The organism is Janthinobacterium sp. NFX145, assembly GCF_049810325.1.
GTDB lineage: Bacteria > Pseudomonadota > Gammaproteobacteria > Burkholderiales > Burkholderiaceae_D > Janthinobacterium > Janthinobacterium rivuli.
Genome location: NZ_CP187360.1, coordinates 1,112,452 through 1,125,783 on the forward strand (window position 1 = coordinate 1,112,452; position 13,332 = coordinate 1,125,783).

At 64.5% G+C, this 13,332-nt stretch carries 13 protein-coding genes; 5 read left to right on the forward strand and 8 right to left on the reverse strand.

Going from position 1 to position 13,332, the window contains the following annotated elements; genetic code table 11:
• Positions 1-39: 39 nt before the first annotated feature.
• Together ACPJXG_RS04925 and ACPJXG_RS04930 are read right to left on the reverse strand one after the other, a co-directional pair.
• Positions 40-501 carry a MarR family winged helix-turn-helix transcriptional regulator gene (locus ACPJXG_RS04925; RefSeq protein WP_035821698.1) on the reverse strand — a complete coding sequence of 154 codons (462 nt, stop codon included), beginning with the start codon at positions 499-501 and terminating at the stop codon, positions 40-42.
• A gap of 21 nt (positions 502-522) precedes the next feature.
• The gene (locus tag ACPJXG_RS04930; protein ID WP_425253588.1) at positions 523-1,398 is read right to left on the reverse strand and encodes an aldo/keto reductase family oxidoreductase; all 876 of its coding nucleotides are present in this window, start codon (positions 1,396-1,398) and stop codon (positions 523-525) included.
• A 121-nt stretch (positions 1,399-1,519) separates the two neighbouring features.
• Between ACPJXG_RS04930 and ACPJXG_RS04935 the strand changes: the two genes are divergently transcribed.
• The gene (locus ACPJXG_RS04935) at positions 1,520-2,437 is read left to right on the forward strand and encodes a LysR family transcriptional regulator (protein ID WP_425253589.1); all 918 of its coding nucleotides are present in this window, start codon (positions 1,520-1,522) and stop codon (positions 2,435-2,437) included.
• Positions 2,438-2,442: 5 nt separating this feature from the next.
• Here the strand turns inward: ACPJXG_RS04935 and ACPJXG_RS04940 are convergent, their stop codons facing one another.
• Entirely contained in the window at positions 2,443-3,264 is an 822-nt protein-coding gene (locus tag ACPJXG_RS04940; RefSeq protein WP_425253590.1) for a sugar phosphate isomerase/epimerase family protein, read from the reverse strand.
• Positions 3,264-4,103, reverse strand: a complete 840-nt coding sequence (locus ACPJXG_RS04945; RefSeq protein ID WP_425253591.1) for a phytanoyl-CoA dioxygenase family protein — start codon at positions 4,101-4,103, stop codon at positions 3,264-3,266. The genes ACPJXG_RS04940 and ACPJXG_RS04945 overlap by 1 nt, the downstream gene beginning before the upstream one ends.
• Before the next feature lie 109 nt (positions 4,104-4,212).
• Here ACPJXG_RS04945 and ACPJXG_RS04950 point away from each other — a divergent pair, with 109 nt between their 5' ends.
• Entirely contained in the window at positions 4,213-5,172 is a 960-nt protein-coding gene (locus tag ACPJXG_RS04950) for a LysR family transcriptional regulator (protein WP_425253592.1), read from the forward strand.
• A 3-nt stretch (positions 5,173-5,175) separates the two neighbouring features.
• On the opposite strand, the gene ACPJXG_RS04955 is transcribed toward ACPJXG_RS04950, so the two are convergent.
• Complete coding sequence (locus ACPJXG_RS04955; RefSeq protein ID WP_402719308.1) at positions 5,176-6,246, reverse strand: hypothetical protein; 1,071 nt, start codon at positions 6,244-6,246, stop codon at positions 5,176-5,178.
• A 285-nt stretch (positions 6,247-6,531) separates the two neighbouring features.
• Here ACPJXG_RS04955 and ACPJXG_RS04960 point away from each other — a divergent pair, with 285 nt between their 5' ends.
• Positions 6,532-6,951, forward strand: coding sequence for a hypothetical protein (locus ACPJXG_RS04960; RefSeq protein WP_081922572.1), 420 nt, complete (start codon positions 6,532-6,534; stop codon positions 6,949-6,951).
• A gap of 189 nt (positions 6,952-7,140) precedes the next feature.
• On the opposite strand, the gene ACPJXG_RS04965 is transcribed toward ACPJXG_RS04960, so the two are convergent.
• Both ACPJXG_RS04965 and ACPJXG_RS04970 read right to left on the reverse strand, forming a co-directional pair.
• Positions 7,141-8,643, reverse strand: coding sequence for a hypothetical protein (locus ACPJXG_RS04965; protein WP_425253593.1), 1,503 nt, complete (start codon positions 8,641-8,643; stop codon positions 7,141-7,143).
• On the reverse strand, positions 8,640-9,512 hold the full coding sequence (locus ACPJXG_RS04970) for a hypothetical protein (RefSeq protein ID WP_158300197.1): 873 nt from the start codon (positions 9,510-9,512) through the stop codon (positions 8,640-8,642). The genes ACPJXG_RS04965 and ACPJXG_RS04970 overlap by 4 nt, the downstream gene beginning before the upstream one ends.
• A 168-nt stretch (positions 9,513-9,680) precedes the next feature.
• On the opposite strand from ACPJXG_RS04970, the gene ACPJXG_RS04975 reads away from it, so the two are divergent.
• Both ACPJXG_RS04975 and ACPJXG_RS04980 read left to right on the forward strand, forming a co-directional pair.
• The gene (locus tag ACPJXG_RS04975) at positions 9,681-10,595 is read left to right on the forward strand and encodes a hypothetical protein (protein WP_425253594.1); all 915 of its coding nucleotides are present in this window, start codon (positions 9,681-9,683) and stop codon (positions 10,593-10,595) included.
• A 186-nt stretch (positions 10,596-10,781) separates the two neighbouring features.
• Positions 10,782-11,111, forward strand: coding sequence for a hypothetical protein (locus ACPJXG_RS04980; protein ID WP_035821678.1), 330 nt, complete (start codon positions 10,782-10,784; stop codon positions 11,109-11,111).
• 45 nt (positions 11,112-11,156) lie between these two features.
• On the opposite strand, the gene ACPJXG_RS04985 is transcribed toward ACPJXG_RS04980, so the two are convergent.
• On the reverse strand, positions 11,157-13,199 hold the full coding sequence (locus tag ACPJXG_RS04985; protein ID WP_425253595.1) for a diguanylate cyclase: 2,043 nt from the start codon (positions 13,197-13,199) through the stop codon (positions 11,157-11,159).
• Positions 13,200-13,332: the final 133 nt, after the last annotated feature.

Consider the following 13,332-nt stretch of genomic DNA (forward strand, 5'->3'; position numbering starts at 1 on the left):
GCAATGCTTTACCTGATTTTGCTCGGGAAAGCGGGGCTTTTACTCACTTTTCATCAGGCTGTCGCGCAACTGGTTCAGCTGTTGTTTCATGTCCACAACCTGCTCCACGCTGCAGTGGCTGGCCGTCAGGATCGCTTCGGGCAGCAGGGCCGCTTCGTGGCGTAGTTGGTCGCCCTGCTGCGTGAGGGAAATGATGACCTGGCGCTCGTCGCTGGCGGCGCGCGTGCGCGTCAGCAAACCCGATTGCTCCATGCGCTTGAGCAAGGGCGTCAGGGTGGCCGAGTCGAGGAACAGGCGCTCGCCCACTTCCGACACCGTCAAGCCGTCGCGCTCCCACAGCACCATCATTACCAGGTATTGCGAATAGGTGAGGCCGAGCTTGCGCAGCAGCTTGCGGTACAGCTTGTTCATGGCAAGCGAGGTCGAGTACAGCGCAAAGCACAGCTGGCCATCCAGGCGCGGCACCTGGTGCAAGGGGTTGGGAGCGGTAGTGGTATCCATGGGCACAGTATATATAGTGCGCTACTTAGTTGCAAGCGACCTCAATGCTTCCAGCGCCTGTGCATCGAGAGTGAGCGCGCCGGCCGCGACGTTTTCGCGCAGATGCGCCACCGACGAGGTGCCGGGAATGACCAGCATGTTCGGCGCGCGCTGCAGCAGCCAGGCCAGCGCCACCTGCAACGGCGTCGCTTGCATGGCGGCCGCCACCTGGTTCAGGGTGTCGGACTGCAGCGGCGAGAAGCCACCGAGGGGAAAGAAGGGCACATAGGCGATGCCTTGCGCGGCCAGGGTATCGATCAGCGCATCGTCCGCGCGGTGCGCCAGGTTGTAGTGGTTCTGCACGCAGACGATGGGGCTGATACGCTGTGCCTCGGCCACCTGGCCGGCATCGACATTGGACAGGCCGATATGGCGCACCAGGCCTTCGCGCTGCAGCTGCACCAATGTGTCCAGCGGTTCGGCAAGCGACGAGCCGTCCGGGCCGGCCATGCCCGGTGCGCGCAGGTTGACCACATCGAGCACGTCCAGGCCCAGGTTGCGCAGGTTGTCGTGCACGGCGTCGCGCAATTGCTGTGGCGACGCGGCCGGCAGCCATGACTGGTCGGCGCCGCGCACGAAGCCGATCTTGGTGACGATGGTCAAACCGTCGCGATAGGGATGCAGCGCCTCGCGGATGATCTGGTTGGTGATGTGCGGGCCGTAAAAGTCCGACGTGTCGATATGGTTGACGCCCAGTTCGATCGCTTCGCGCAGCATGGCGACGGCGGCGGCGCGGTCTTTCGGCGGCCCCCAGACGTGCGGGCCGGCCAGTTGCATGGCGCCGTAGCCGAGGCGGTTGAATGCTATGTCGCAATGGGCGGGCGTGAATTGGTCGCGGGCGGGGGAATACGTGTGCATGGCAGCTCCTGTGTGGTGGTCGAGTAAGGGAGCCACCATCGTAAGGCCGATTGCGCTGTATGATAATCGGGTCAATCCGGCACAGGCTGTACTTATTTACGCACAATGAAAGCTATCTCCCATGCATGCAGACAACCCTTCCATGGCCGACCTGGCCGCCTTTGCCCTGGTGGCTCGGCACCAGGGTTTTCGCCAGGCCGCGCGCGCCAGCGGCCAGTCCGCGTCCGCCATGAGCGAGGCGCTGCGCCGGCTGGAGCAGCAACTGGGCATCCGCCTGCTGGAACGCACGACGCGCAGCGTCACGCCGACGGCGGCTGGTGCGCTGCTGCTGACGCGCTTGCGCCCGGCGCTTGAGGAAGTGAGCAGCGCGCTCGATGTGCTGAACGACTTGCGCGACAGCCCGCGCGGCACCTTGCGCCTGAACGTGCCGGTCAACGCGGCGCGCTTCTTCCTGCAGCCCATGGTCGACCAGTTCCTGCGCGCCTATCCGCAGATCAGGGTCGAGCTGGTGGTCGATAATAATTTTGTCGATGTCGTCGCCAGCGGTTGCGACGCGGGCATCCGTTATGGCGAAAGGCTGGAGCAGGACATGATCGCCATCCCCATCGGCCCGCGCACGCAGCGCTTCGCGGTGGCGGGCGCGCCGTCCTACCTGGCGCAGCGCGGCGTGCCCGCGCATCCGCGCGACCTGCTGCAGCACGCCTGCCTGCTGGGAAAATTCCTCAGCGGTGCGGTGCCACCATGGGAGTTCGAACGGGACGGGCAAAAAGTGAGCGTGGAGCCGGACGGCCCCGTGATCGTCACGCCGACGGCGGCTGATTTTGCGGTCAGCATGGCCATCGCCGGCCATGGCCTCGTGTATCTGTTTGAAGAGTGGCTGCAGCCGTATATCGATGCGGGCCAGCTGCAGCCCGTGCTGGAAGACTGGGCGATGCCCTTTCCCGGCCCGTTTTTATACTATGCGGGCCGGCGCCATCTGCCCGCGCCGCTGCGCACCTTCATCGATTTTGTGCAGGTCAATTTTGCGCAGCTTCCGTAGTTTCCTTACTCCGCAGGATAGCGCTGGCGTAAAAGCTGCAGCATCGCCACGTTCTGTTCCCACGCGTCGCTCACGGGCTGCTGCGTGTAAGGCAGGGTTTGCGTGTAGGGCGCGGGGCCGAATTCCGGCGTGAACGTCATGCGCTCGGCGCCGGCTGCGCGACGCAGGGCGACGATGGCGTCCCACCAGGCCAGGTGGACATCGAGCGCCTGTTTCGCTTCCGGCGCGCGGAAGTCGGCTACTTGTGGCCCCTGCGCATGGCCCACGCGCGCATGCACGTGACGCACCAGCGGCAGCACTTGCGCCAAGGTCTGCGGCTGGTCTTCCAGCAAGGACTCGCAGGCGCAGCACCAGTGCGACAGGTCGGCCGTCAATGGCAGCTCGGGATACTGCTGCAGATACGGCAGCAGCAGCATCGGGTGGCCGGAAAAACGGCTGCGGTGGATTTCATGCACGATGGGCACGCCGTGTTTTGCCGAGATGGCGGCGGCCAGGTCGATCAGCTGCGCGTTCTGCGCCTGGCTGTAGTAATCCTTGCCCGTGTGCGTGTTGACCAGCACGGGGCGCGCCAGGCAGGCGTTGTCCAACAGTTCCGCCAGGGCGGCGCGGTGCAGCTCGAAGTCGCTGTGGAAGACGGTTTCCCACTGCGCGGCGATCAGCTGCAGCCCTGCCTTGGCGATGCGGTCCGTCCATTCCTCGCGCAGGGCGGCGTCCAGCGGCAGCGACATCTCGATGCCGTCGAAACCGGCCGCCGCTACCCTGTCGATGAAGACGTCGGGCGGCAGCGCGTTATTGCCCCAGTGGGCGGCAAAAACCTCGATGCGCATCAGACGAAGCCCCGCACGGGGAAGGAGTCGTCGCGCTGGATCCAGTTGTGGGCCGCGTATTGCGTCCGGCCGTCGGTGGCGTGCAAGGTGTAGGCGTGGCGCGAGACGGGCGAGCGGTTCGGCGCGCTGTAGTGGGGCAGCAAGCCGTGGAAGCAGACGAGGGCGCCCGCCTTGACTTCGAGCGGCACGGCCGTGCTGTCGTCGGGCCATGGCGTGGCGTCGAGTTTTTCCACGCGCACGGCGTCGCCGTTGCGGATGAAGCGTTCGCGCAGGGGGCCGCGGTGGCCGCCCGGTTCGGCCCACAGGCAGCCGTTGTCCAGGGTCGCGTCTTCCAGCGCGAACCAGAAGGTGGTCACGCTGATGGGCGTGGTCTCGAAATACGTGGCGTCCTGGTGCCAGCGCACTTCGCCGCCGATGCCGGGCTGCTTGAAGATGTACATCGATTGCCACACCTGCGCATCCGCCAGACCCAGGTCGCGCGCCACTTCGGCCAGTTTCGGATCGGCCGAAAAAGCGCGGAAGACGGGGTCCAGGTCATGCATGGCGTGGCCGATCTTGTTGATCGACAGCGATTTCGCCTGCTTCAATTGACCGTCCGGACCGAACGCTTCTTCCTCGAAGAAGCAGCGGATGGTGTTGTCGGAAGCGAGAAAATAATCGTTGGTGTTTTTTGCCTGGTCGCGCGTGGTGAAGATCGACTGGCTGACGCTGGGATCGAATTCGTTGACAATCTGCTCGGCACGCGCGCGCAAGGCGGCGATGTCGTCCGCCCCTTTGAAATCGGGCAGGATCAGGTAGCCGTCACGTTGATACTGTTCTTGTTGTTCGATTGTTAGCATGGCGGCGGCTCCGGAGGTCAATGGAAAGCGCCATTGTAGGATGGGCGAGGGCGGCAAACAATCGCCCTACGGTTGACAGATTGTCGCCAAAGCGCAGACAATCTTTGACATGGATCAACTAAAAGCGATGGAAATCTTTGTCGAAGTGGCGCGCCAGCGCAGCTTTACGGTGGCCGGCCAGCGCCTGGGCCTGACGCGCGCCATGGTCAGCAAGACCATCATGCAGCTGGAAGAACGCCTGCATGCACGTCTGCTGCACCGCTCCACGCGCGAAGTAAGCTTGACGGACGCGGGCCGCGCCTACCTGGCGCCGTGCATGGCCACCGTCAGCCAGGCGCAGGAAGCGGCGCGCATGGTGGCGCACGTGGCGCAGGCGGGAGCGGGGGCGGAGCTGGCCGGGCCGCTGCGCATCCAGGCGCCGTCGAGTTTCGGCAGCGCGTGGTTGGCCGACGCCGTTGCCCGTTTCAGCCTGCTGCACCCGCAGGTGCAAGCCGAGTTGTTTGTCGACGACGCGCTGCTCGACCCGATACGCCACGGTTTTGATTTGACGATACGCGTGGGTGGTATCCCGGACAGCAGCGCGCTGGCCATGCGGCCTTTGGCGCCGTGCCGTGCTGTGCTGTGCGCCAGCCCCGCCTACCTGGCGCAATGGGGTGTGCCGCGCACGCCGCAAGAGCTGTTGCAGCACCAGTGTCTGCATTTCAGCCACCTGACCGATGGCACGAACTGGCATTTCCAGCGTGGAGAAGGCGAGTCGCGCGAGGAAATGAGCGTGCGCGTGCAGGCAGGGTTTACGGCGAATAATGGCCTGGTGCTGCACCAGGCGGCGCAGCGGGGGCTCGGCATCGTCTACAGCACCACGTTCCTCGCCTGGCGCAACCTGCTCGATGGCAGTCTGGTGCCCGTGCTGACGGACTGGGAACTGCCCTTGAATCACCTGAGCGCTCTGTATCCGGCCAGCCGCCAGCCATCGCCCAAGGTGCGCGCGCTGATCGATTTCCTCGTGGCCGAATACCAGCCCGTGCCGCCATGGGACCGCGAGCTGGAAGCGGCAGGTTTTTTCAGCTGAGGTTCAATTGAAAGCGACCGGCTCCACCGTCCACGCGCCATCTGCGTACACGCGCTCGTCGTCCAGATAGACGGCTTCGGTAACGGCGAAGATGTCGACGTGGTAGCGCGCATCCTTGCGCTTGAATTGGGGCTTGGTGTAGACGCCGTGTTTGGCGCCCAGCGACAGATGGATGCCGCACATGCGCTCATACGTGCCGATGTCGTTGACCAGCTGTTCGCGCGAAAAGGCGCGGTTCATGCCGAAGCCCAGTTCGCGCACCCATACTTCGCCTTCGTGCGCACGGATGATCTCCAGCATGGCGGTAAATTCCGGCGTGGCGTTTTCCGTGCCCGTGACTCGGCCCTTGTCGATGATCAGGGTGATCGGCGTGTCGGGGCGGTTGACCATGAAGTGGGTGTCGCCAAAGACGAAAATGCGCACGCGGCCGTTCACCGCTTCCAGGTCCTGCGCTTCCGTAAACACTTCGCCCAGCGGGAACTGGCCGCCGATATTGTTCATGCCGCTGTAATCGCCGATATTGAGCTTGGCCGATTCGAACGGCGAAGCAAAGACCAGCTGCTCGCCGCCGCTGTCGACCATGCCGTGGCGGGCTTTGTCGATGCGCGCCTTCAGCGCATGGCCGACGCCGCGATAGTAGGCGGGGTCGTAGGCCAGCGAGGCGATGTAATGCAGCCCCTGCACGCCGGGCATGCGCGACAGGTGCACGTGTTCAATGACCTTCAGGCCCCGCTTGAACAGCTCGATGCGGATGCGGAACGCTTCCAGACGGAAGCTGGTCGACTGAATCAGCACGACGAGGCTGCCGGCCGGCAGGTCGGCAAATGCGGCCAGCACGGCCTCGGGCGTGACCTCGTCGAAATCGATGAAGGTCGCGTCCGGCAAGGCCTGGCGATACGCTTCCGTCAGGACGACGTTGAGCCAGCTGCGCTTGTCGCAGACGATCAGGGCCGGTTCGTCCGGGCGGTGGCAGATGGCCATGGCCAGCAAGTCGGCCACGTTTTGCGCGGCCACTTCGGTGGCGGCGGCGCTGATGGCGTCGAGCCGGCTGGTGTCATTCTCGGGAAGCGTCATGGTGCGAAGGTGGGGGACGGGAAGTAATCGCAGCATTATAAGGCGATTGCCCCGGACGCCACCATTCCTCATCCGGCGCAGGACGGGCGGCCGCCATGCCGCTGATTATCTTGTGTAGTGCTTTACGGCAATGTATTATTTGATAAACACAGTCTGGTAGCGGCCCGGCGCAGCGGCAAACGCACGCATGCGCAGGGAGTCCGCTTTCAGTGATGCAGGGACAACAAGCCAGCAGGCAATGATTAAGAGTGTGATGTGATGAGCATAATCGGACAAGATATTCCCATGGAGCGGCCGGATACGGATGGGCGCGCCGCCGTCTTCGTTCCCGTCACGGGCGTCAAGGAAGATGTCCTGTTGACCATACGCAAGGGTGCGGCCATCGTCGGCTTTGCCAACCACGACCGCACCATCACCGTGTATTTTGAAAGCAACCGCTTTGACGACCCCGTGCTGGCCAAGTGGGAGCACAAGGCGCGCAAGGCCTACGACCGCCTGGTCGACAATGCGCCCACCGTGTCAAAACTGACCACCAGTCCCGCCAATTTCGAGCAGATCGGCTATATCAATGGCAAGGGCATCACCATCCGTCGCATGGAAAGCCTGCAACGCTGGCTTGCGTATTCGGAGGCGATGGATACTTGTCCGGCAACGGATATCATTCCGCGCACGCTTATTGCCAAGCCTGAAAGCGTCAAGGTGTAGGAGCGGTTGATAAAACGCCCATGGCGTTGTTGCCTGCCCCTCGCCGTACTGAAGTACTGTCTTCGGGGCGGCGCCTAGCCCTGAGCATTTTCTCAGTCGCTCGTGGTGTGCGTACGGGAGCCAACAATGTTGTCGGATTACGCGGGGCTTTGCCCCGCTAATCCGACCTACGCCTGACCTCGCTTCTTACTACACCACGACGATATTTGCCTGCGCCTTGAGCGGGCAGGGTAATGTATCGTCGAAGGTGATTTCGATGGCGCTGGCGACGAACATGCCGCCGATGTGCTGGGCGGCGATTTCCGGCGGCGTGCCGGGCTTGGTCAGGTTGACGTCCTGGGCGAAGACGAAGACTCTCCAGGTGCCGTAGACTTTCTGGTCGTATTGCAGCAGGGTGCGGTAAGCCCGTTTCAAGTCCAGGCTGCCTGCGTACACGCCATCGTTGGCGCCCGGGTCGAAGCCCAGGCCGTCGTCGGTCAGCGATTCCACGAAATACAGTCCTTGCGGCGCCTGGAACAGCACGAAGGCGTACAGCTCCGTGCCGCGGAAGACATTGCCATTGTCGCGCTTGAAGCTGGCGCGTATCCACAGCGGTTCATAGGCCTGCACGACGGCGGGCGTATCCGTTTCCACGGGCCCCGCCACGTGGATGTTGACTTGCGTTTCGGTGACGGCATGCTGGTAGGTGGCGCCCGTGGTGAAGCGTTGATATTCCCAGCTGATGTCGGCCGTGTAGGGCAGGCCCGCGTTCGGCGCTTCCGGCAGCACCCATTTCGCCACCACGCGCTCGGCCAGGGTCAGTTCGCCGGCGGCCGGTGGTGTTGCTTCCTGGCCACGCCAGAACGGGTCCGCGATGTCTGAGCAGGCGACGGCGATGGCGCCCGAGGCGATGGCCGAGGCCACACCGGCCACCGTGAATTCGGGCTGGCCCGAGCCGGCCCCTTCGAGCGAGCAGCAATCGACGCTGGGATCGGTTTCCTCGAAACTGCCGCCCACGCTGAAGCTGGCCTTGCCTGAACCGAGCGCGGCAGCAATGATGGCCACTAGCGCGGCGATAATGGCGATGATGATGGCGAGCACCTTCCACCACGGGTCGGAAAACGGCAGCTCGCCATGCGTGCCTGCGTAGGCGGGATTCGGCGTCCAGACGAGGGTCATGCCGGTCGGCACGATGGGCCCCAGGCCGGGCGGACAGCGGCACTCTTTTCCATCATTGCCCGTGCTGCCCCAGCGCTTGCCCGGCAGGTGGCCTTGCGGCTTGGACAGTTCCAGGGTGCCTTCCTCAACCGTGCACGTGTAGGTATTGGTGGCGCTGTCGAAGCGCGTTTGCGACACAAAAATCTGCTGGATCGAGCGGTGCGGCGTGTAGCCGTCCGCCTTGGCGACAAAGCTGACGAGGCGCTTGCCGGGCGCCGCATGCTGGAAGTCGGCATCCCACATCACCAGCATGGCCGCGCCGGCAGGAATGCTGGCAAAGAAAAAGGTGCGCGCCACGGGCACGATGCCGGGGTCGCCCACGCTTTCCAGGTACACGGTGACATTCGTCAGGGCGCTGCCCGACGTGTTGGTGACGTGGGCGGCGATGCGCAAGCCATAGATGGCATTGTCGAAGATGCCATCGGGCAGCATGATATTGGTGACGGGTTCGATTGCGAACGGCCGCGTTAGCACCTGCAGGGGGGTATCGCTCATGATGCTTGCTCCTCGGGGCTGTGCTGCTCTTGCGCTTGCTCTTTCTCCAGGTCGGTGACGACATACGTGACGCCGCCCATGAGCTTGCCATCCTGGCTCTCCAGCACGCGCAGCAGCGCATACTGGCGTGGCGGCAAGGCTTCGGCGCGCAGGCTCAGGTACACGGCTTGCGCCTGGCCGCGCGGCACTTCCAGCGCCAGCGTTTGCTCGCCAGGCGCATCGCCATTGCAATGGGGCGTGCGCGCCAGGCCCGCTACCAGGCGCGCCTCCTTGGCTGGTTGCCATCGCTCCAGCCCCAGGGTGGCCAGCAGGCGCTCGGGCAGCTCGCCGCCCTGCTCAATGTGCAGTTCCACTTTTTTTGTTGCGCGGGGCAGGGCCGCCACCGCGATGGACAGCAATTGCGCGCGCCGCGCTGCCAGCACCACGGTAACGTTGCGCTGGGCGATCTGCTCGTGCTGTTTGGGCTGAAAGGGAAAACCGTTGGGCAGGGGATCGGGCAGCGGATTGATGTCGCCCGGGCCGTGGGCCACGGCCAGCAGGCATTCGTGCCCGCCATTGACGATGACGGGGATCCAGGGCACCAGGCACAGCACTTCCTGCGTGGCGCCCGGTGGCAAGTCGGCAAACGCGGAGCCGATCTGCGTGGCGGCGCCGACGGCGATCTGGCCGGACGGGTCGGCCCAGTAAAAATCCACGCGCACGCCGTTCGAGGCGCTGTCGCCCGTGTTGTGCACGCGGCCCCACAGGTAGTTGCTGGTGCCGGCGATGGGCGCGCCGGGTGGGCCATTCGGATCATTGCCCGGCACGACCCAGATATCGGCGCTGTCCCACCAGGGCTGGCCGTCTTCGATGATCAGGTGGGCTGACATGGCGTTCTCCTTGTCCTTGACCGGTGCTTCCAGCTTAGGCCGCGGCGGCGGATGCTTTTTGATCGGTATCAAGGCGATGGAACACGGCGCCGGTGCGCCGTTGCCGTGCTTGCGTAAGGTAATATTGCGGCAGAACGCAGTGGAATGACTCCAGGAAAAGGTTGGAATGTGCTTGAAACAGTGAATGACGTTTGCATCAATGCCGCTTGCGGCCGGACCTTGCCGCTGCGCGCGGTGCATTGCCCGTTTTGCGGCGCGCGCCAGGTGGCGCAAGCGCCTGTTCTGGAGAAAGCCGTGGCGCCGCCCCCTGTGCCGCGCATGCCGCCGCCGATGCCCATGGCTCAGCCCGCTCCTGCGCCGCAGCCTGTGCCGACAGTCTCCGCTCCCCAGCCTGCCCCGCCACCGCCAGCGCCAGCCGCGCCGGCCAAGGCGCCGCCGGCCAAGCCTGCCGCCAGGGGTTCGGTGCCGCCGCCGCGCCCGCCCGTACGCTTGCGCACGTGGATCGCGGCGGCAGTGGTGCTGACCGGTATCTGGTTCTTCAACAAGCCGGCCGACAGGCCTGCCAGCGTGGCGGAACAGGTCGAGGCCGCCACTGCGCTGGCGGCGCAGTGCGACCTGGACGGGGCGCGCAGCGCGCTGGCCGTGCTGAAAAGCGCCAAGGCGCCCGCCGCGCAGATCAAGCGCTTGCAGGCGAGCATCACCAAGTCCGCGGCGACCTGCGACAAGCAACAGCAGCGGGCGCAGGCGTGGCTGGCGCTGCAGGGCAGCGTCAACCAGGCGCTGGACGCAGGCAAGCCGGACGTTGCCGCCACGCGCCTGGCCGTCTATGTAAAACGCTGGGGCGACGATCCCGACACCCTGGAACTCGACGCCAGGGTGAAGGTGGCGCAGGCGAGCGCCCAGCTCGACCTGGCCGACGCCTGCCTGGCCAGGAGCGACCGGGTCTGCCTGGAAAACAGCCTGATCGCCGCCGAGCGCTACAAGCGGCCGGAACTGGCGGCGCGCACGCAGACGCTGCGTACGGCGCTGTCGCAATTGCTCGAACGTTCGTTGCTGGATGCGGCCCCGGTCCAGGGCCAGTAGCGCAAAGCAGTGTCCCTGTCATGCCCGCTTGGCGGGAAAGACGCCGTGAAAAATATCAAGATACCATTGCTTACAACTACGCCACAAAAGCGTGTTTTTATGTGCGTTAGCGAACGCTAGAAAATTTTAGGCCGGTGTATATTGCAAACTGATCTGTGTCTTTTGATAACAATGAAAGGGAATATCATGAAAGTAAGCAAAAATTGGATGACCGTGTGCGCCGCCGGGATGATGGTTGTGGCACTGGCTGCCTGCCAGAAGAAGGATGATGTCGCTGCTGGTCCTGCTGAACAAGCTGGCCAGAAGATCGATGCGGCCGCCGCCAAGGCTGAAGCCGACATCAAGGCCGCCGCTACCAAAGCCGATGCTGCCGTGAGCCAGGCCGCTGCCGATACGGGCGCCAAGATGGACCAGGTCGCCGCTGACGCCGACAAGAAAATGAGCGAAGCGGCCGATGCCGTCGGCAAGAAAGTGGAAAAAGCCGGCGAAAAGATGCAGGACGCCGCGCACAAGTAATCTTGCCAGGGCCGGCCAGCGCCGGCCCGGTTCCCGCAGCTGCCGTCAGGTGATGGCAGCTGCGGCGACGCCATCGCTGGCCTGGTTTGCTTGCGTCACCGTCTTTTCCATCCCGTCCGTTCCCCCCAGCACCACGCTCAAATCGACAAAGCCATCGCGCCACGCGCGTTCCAGGTCTTGCTCCACCGCTTCCAGTGTCGTTTTTTCCACCTGCCGAAAACCGCGCAAGCCATACGCCCGGTTGCGCCCGTGCGCCTTGGCCAGGTACAGCGCCATGTCGATCAGGTTGACGCTGCGTTCCCACGTGAGCGGGCGTCCCAGCGGCGCCAGCGGATAGGGCGCAAAACCGACGGATACGTGCACCTGGATGGCCTGTCCCTGGTAGTGGATGCTTTGCGCCGCCATGCCGTTGAGGATGCGCCGCGCGATATCGTCGAGTCCGTCGCGCGCGACGGCCGGCAGGAAGGCGAGGAATTCCTCGCCGCCCCAGCGCACGATCATGTCCGTTTCGCGCAACACCTCGTGCAAGGTTTCGGCGATCGTCGTCAGCACCAGGTCGCCCGCCGCATGGCCGTAACGGTCGTTGATATGCTTGAAATGGTCGACGTCGAGCAGGAACAGCGCACCGACGACATCGGTACCGCCATAGGACGCCTGCGGCTTGCCCGCATGGCTGCGCATGAATTCCTGGAAATGGCGGCGGTTGTACAGGGACGTCAGCGGGTCGCGCGAACTCTGGCGCTTGAGTTCCTGGTTTTTCACCTTCAGCTGCACGTTCGCGTGGCGCACCTTGCGGTAGAGCAAGCCGACGATGACGGACGCCATGGCCAGTACCAGCGCCAGCAGCCACCACACGCGCTGCTGCAGGCGGCGGTTGTCGATTTCCGTGCTCTTGAGCTGATTCTCGCGGCTCAGCAGTTCGATCTGGCGCTGCTTCTTTTCCGCCTCATACTTTTCTTGCAGCTCATACACGGCCTTTTGCCGCTGCTTTTCGAACAGCTGGTTCGAGATGCCCCGTTCGCGGTGGTAGGCCGTCACGGCGCCGCGCATGTCGCCCGCCTTTTCCAGCGCCATGCCGTATTCCAGCAGCACGGCCTGCATGTCCGGCTGGTTGGCCGTGCGTTCGTAGTAGGCCAGGCCCGTGGCCACGCTTTGCTTGCCTTCCTGCAAGCGTCCTTGGCCGATCAGCGCCTGGCCGATGTTCAGGCGCGCGGTCGCTTCCACCTGTTCATTGTTGACCAGGCGCGCCGCCGTGATGGCTTCATTCGCATAGCGCAGGGCGCGCGCGTAATCGCCTTCCTTCAGGTAGCTGTCCGACAGATTGACGAGGGTCACGGCCACCATGCCGCGCGCGCCCAGCTGGCGTTCCAGCGCCAGGGCCGCCAGCAGGGCGCGCTGGCCCCGCTGCGGCTGCTGCGCGTCGAGCGCCAGCCCGTATTCCGTATTCTTTGCCTGCGCCATGCGGCCTGGCGATGCCAGCGTGCCTGACACGGCCAGCAATTCGTCGAGCACCTCGAAGCCCTTGTCGTATTCGCGCATCTGCGTGTACAGCAGGGTGAGGGCATTCAGGGCGGCGGCCAGGCTGGAGGGGGAATTGCTCTGGCGCGCCAGGTCGACGGCCGCCTGCAGCTTGGCCAGCGCAAACGGGAAATTGCCTTCCTCGGCCCAGGACTGGCCCGCGCTGATGGTGGCCTGCACGCGCACGGGCAAGTCGTCCGTGCGGTTGGCGATGCGTTCGGCCTCGAAGGCCAGCAAGTGCGAGGCGCGGCGCTCGTTCATGGCGAACGTGACGTAAGCTTTGCAGAGCATGCCTTTCGCCAGCGCCACGTCGCTCTTGTTCAGGCGGGCGTAGGCGATCAGCTCCTCGGCCAGCTGCATGGCGAGGTCGTTCTGCCCCAGGCGCATGCGGACGGTACTTAACTGTGTCAGGAATTCCGCGCGCACGGGCAGGGGCGCGCTGCGCGCCTGCGCTTCCACCTCTTGCAGGCGCTGCAGGGCGCGCGCGGGCACGAAGCGGCCATCTTCGCGCACGGCGGCGATGTGCTGCTCCAGCTTGCTGACCTGGGCATGGACGGCGGGCGGCAGCATACAGGCCAGTACCAGCAGCCAATGCGCCTTTCGCCATGATGCCCGTCTCTGTCTGCCTGCCAACGTCCCGCTCCCGCAATGACCACCTGTCTGTAACAGATTATATTCTGTTGCAATCAAGAAATATCATGCG

Coding starts and splice junctions, on each gene's coding strand:
- ACPJXG_RS04925 (WP_035821698.1), bottom strand. CDS start 501: ATGGATACCACTACCGCTCCCAACCCCTTGCACCAGGTGCCGCGCCTG.
- ACPJXG_RS04930 (WP_425253588.1), bottom strand. CDS start 1,398: ATGCACACGTATTCCCCCGCCCGCGACCAATTCACGCCCGCCCATTGC.
- ACPJXG_RS04935 (WP_425253589.1), top strand. CDS start 1,520: ATGCATGCAGACAACCCTTCCATGGCCGACCTGGCCGCCTTTGCCCTG.
- ACPJXG_RS04940 (WP_425253590.1), bottom strand. CDS start 3,264: ATGCGCATCGAGGTTTTTGCCGCCCACTGGGGCAATAACGCGCTGCCG.
- ACPJXG_RS04945 (WP_425253591.1), bottom strand. CDS start 4,103: ATGCTAACAATCGAACAACAAGAACAGTATCAACGTGACGGCTACCTG.
- ACPJXG_RS04950 (WP_425253592.1), top strand. CDS start 4,213: ATGGATCAACTAAAAGCGATGGAAATCTTTGTCGAAGTGGCGCGCCAG.
- ACPJXG_RS04955 (WP_402719308.1), bottom strand. CDS start 6,246: ATGACGCTTCCCGAGAATGACACCAGCCGGCTCGACGCCATCAGCGCC.
- ACPJXG_RS04960 (WP_081922572.1), top strand. CDS start 6,532: ATGGAGCGGCCGGATACGGATGGGCGCGCCGCCGTCTTCGTTCCCGTC.
- ACPJXG_RS04965 (WP_425253593.1), bottom strand. CDS start 8,643: ATGAGCGATACCCCCCTGCAGGTGCTAACGCGGCCGTTCGCAATCGAA.
- ACPJXG_RS04970 (WP_158300197.1), bottom strand. CDS start 9,512: ATGTCAGCCCACCTGATCATCGAAGACGGCCAGCCCTGGTGGGACAGC.
- ACPJXG_RS04980 (WP_035821678.1), top strand. CDS start 10,782: ATGAAAGTAAGCAAAAATTGGATGACCGTGTGCGCCGCCGGGATGATG.
- ACPJXG_RS04985 (WP_425253595.1), bottom strand. CDS start 13,199: ATGCTGCCGCCCGCCGTCCATGCCCAGGTCAGCAAGCTGGAGCAGCAC.